The organism is Pontibacterium sp. (assembly GCF_041587635.1).
GTDB lineage: Bacteria > Pseudomonadota > Gammaproteobacteria > Pseudomonadales > Balneatricaceae > Pontibacterium.
The window spans coordinates 1-2,758 of the sequence record NZ_JBFGYC010000540.1 but is presented as its reverse complement, the minus strand read 5'-3'; the positions used below and the strand labels follow the sequence as shown (position 1 = coordinate 2,758).

The following is a 2,758-nucleotide window of genomic DNA, read 5'->3' as shown; positions in this document are numbered from 1 at the left end:
TCCTGGCGAGTCAGAACATGTTCTCTGAAGCGCAAAATCAGGTCCCATCATTGTTAAATCAACGTGATCAGTTACTGAATCATTTAACACAATGGTATGCAGACGAGCTACAGCCGGTATAATCTCAGCCATTACGACAGACTTTCTGTCATCGGATTCACTGCGCACAGGTAACAATTTCATACCATGTCATTTCTCGACCTCCAACTTGATCTAGAGCTGCTTCAGACGCTTGCTGAGAACGGCTTCACTGACGCCACCGATATCCAGAAGCAGGCCGTACCGGCCATCATGGAAGGGGTTGATCTGTTGGCCTGTGCCGCCACGGGCTCCGGTAAAACGCTGGCGTTCGTATTGCCTGCCATTCAGCATCTGCTGGACCAGCAGGACCGACCGCTGGACGCGCCACGTGTTGTTATCCTTAGTCCAACCCGTGAACTGGCGCTCCAGACGCTGCACGTCGTCGAAAAACAGATTGCATTGACCGATCTGCGGGCCAGCCTGATCGTTGGTGGCGTGCCTTACGGCATGCAAGAAAAAGCACTGAGTGAAGGCTTAGATATTTTGGTTGCGACACCGGGTCGCTTACTGGAGATGGATGATAAAGGCTGGCTGGATCTCTCTGTCACCCAAATGCTGATCATCGACGAAGCTGACCGTATGCTGGATATGGGTTTTATTGGTGACATCCGCAGAATTGCCGGACTCACCCCCATCTCCCGCCAGACTCTCATGTTCTCCGCGACCCTTGAAGGAGGACAGGTTGAAGCACTCGCGCAGGACCTGCTCAATAAGGAATCCCGCTCGCTGACACTGGCATCACCACGCGGGGTCGCAAGCCATATCAGACAGAGCGTGTATCTGACCGATAACGACGACCATAAACAGGCCGTACTGAAAGCGCTGATTACCCGTAAAGATATTAAACAGGCCATTGTTTTTGTGGCTTCTCGACGTCAGGTCGATACTTGGGTGACCTATATTCGCAGCCTTGGCATTATGTGTGATGGCCTGCACGGCGAGCTGCCACAAGGCGAGCGCACCACCCGCCTGAAACGCATGCGTCGTGGTCGCCTGAAAGTCATGGTCGCAACCGATGTAGCCGCGCGTGGTCTGGACCTGCTGGATATCACCCATGTAGTGAACCTGCACCTGCCTCGCCGTGGTGATATCTATCTGCACCGTGCTGGCCGTAGTGGCCGCGATGGCTCTCAGGGCTTTGCATGGTCACTGGTGGATAGCAATGACTGGCTCAACCTGAACCGTATCGAACGTTATATCGGTGAAAAAATCAGTCAGGAAACCTGCCCGGGTCTGGAGCCAAAGCGCGCCATGCCCAAAGAGGTAAAGAAAAGTAAGCCGAAGAAGAAAAAGACCGCTGCGACCAAAAAGCCAGCGAAAAGCAAAGCTAAGAAAAAGCGCTAAACCTGCGCACGCATATGAAGTAGAAGCTGGGTTTTGCCTTTGGCACAGCCCAGTGCTTTCAGGAAAGTAATTTCCGATACCTCTTATACTGATGTCGTGGTGCTTTGATTGGCCAGCCGATCAAGCGTACTTACCAACCGTTCTATAATAAGTGGTTTAGCCAACACATCCACCGTATTACCAAGATTAACGATTCGACTGATCATACCCCGTTCCGCATAAGCGGTGATCACGATACAGCGCTGAGCGGGATACTTTTCCTGAATGTATTCCACCACCTTATCTCCGGTAATATCAGGCATCATCAAATCTGATATGAACACGAAGCACTCGCCTTTTTCTAACTCGCAAAGCGCATCCCTGGCTCGGGTAAATCCTTTTACAATATATTGATCATAGCCTTCAGCTTTTAACCTACGCCTCAGACTGGCAATCATCATCGGTTCATCGTCTAAAACGATTAAGGTACGAGTTTCAGCATCTGCATTCATCTGCCTGATCCACTCTTATAGTTTTGTCTATAAAGCGTAGATGGTGCTGGCTTGTTGATGAAAGCTGAGCGGAAAATAAAATTGATATAAATCAATATTTCTTATAGGACCGATAACAGGCAGGACTATGGAATAGCTCAATAGGGGAAGCAATACGGCGGTCTTAGTTGCGACAATTACACATCTCAATAACGGAAGCGGTCCAACAGAAACTCAATGTTCAAGCTACTCGCCTTTGCATCTCCGATGAGAGGTATCATTCGACTTCTCACAGCTGACCACTGCTTTTAGGGCTGTCGTACAACAATTCGATTACGCACTCTCCAATAGAGAACCCAATCTAGTTCTCGTCTTTTGATCCAAGACTCCCGCTGACAACCCTTCTCAATACACGTCATCCACCTGACGTGACAATTTCTCAATGATATGTGCCCCAATCGGGATCGCAGATGTCGCCGCTGGCGACGGCGCATTGCACACCACCAGCGAACGCTGGGTGTTCACGAACAGAAAATCATCCACAAGGCTGCCATCCAACGCGACCGCCTGTGCACGAATCCCTGCCGGATAAGGCTGCAGATCATCAAGCTGTAATGAAGGGCAGTACTTCTGCACTAACTTCAGATATCCCGTTTTGCTCAATGAGTTTTTTAGCTCAGTCAGACTGGTACGAAAGTGTTTACGCAGCAGCCTCAGCAGACCCGGATACTGCAGCATCTCAGCGGTATCTTTCAGACTGAGCGATGTTCGCTTATAACCTTCGCGCTTGAACGCCAGCACAGCATTGGGACCTACGGTGACCGTTCCATCGATCATGCGGGTCAGGTGTACGCCCAGAAATG

General features: G+C 50.3%; 2 protein-coding genes and 1 pseudogene. 1 reads left to right on the top strand and 2 read right to left on the bottom strand.

Going from position 1 to position 2,758, the window contains the following annotated elements; all coding sequences use genetic code 11:
• Positions 1–186: 186 nt before the first annotated feature.
• Positions 187–1,425 (top strand): DEAD/DEAH box helicase, encoded by a 1,239-nt coding sequence (locus ABYW01_RS18695; RefSeq protein ID WP_372835789.1) that lies wholly within the window; start codon positions 187–189, stop codon positions 1,423–1,425.
• Between the two features lie 83 nt (positions 1,426–1,508).
• Here the strand turns inward: ABYW01_RS18695 and ABYW01_RS18690 are convergent, their stop codons facing one another.
• Positions 1,509–1,916 (bottom strand): response regulator, encoded by a 408-nt coding sequence (locus ABYW01_RS18690; RefSeq protein WP_372835787.1) that lies wholly within the window; start codon positions 1,914–1,916, stop codon positions 1,509–1,511.
• Between the two features lie 384 nt (positions 1,917–2,300).
• Positions 2,301–2,758 (bottom strand): annotated as a pseudogene (locus ABYW01_RS18685) (L-2-hydroxyglutarate oxidase); the annotation flags it as partial.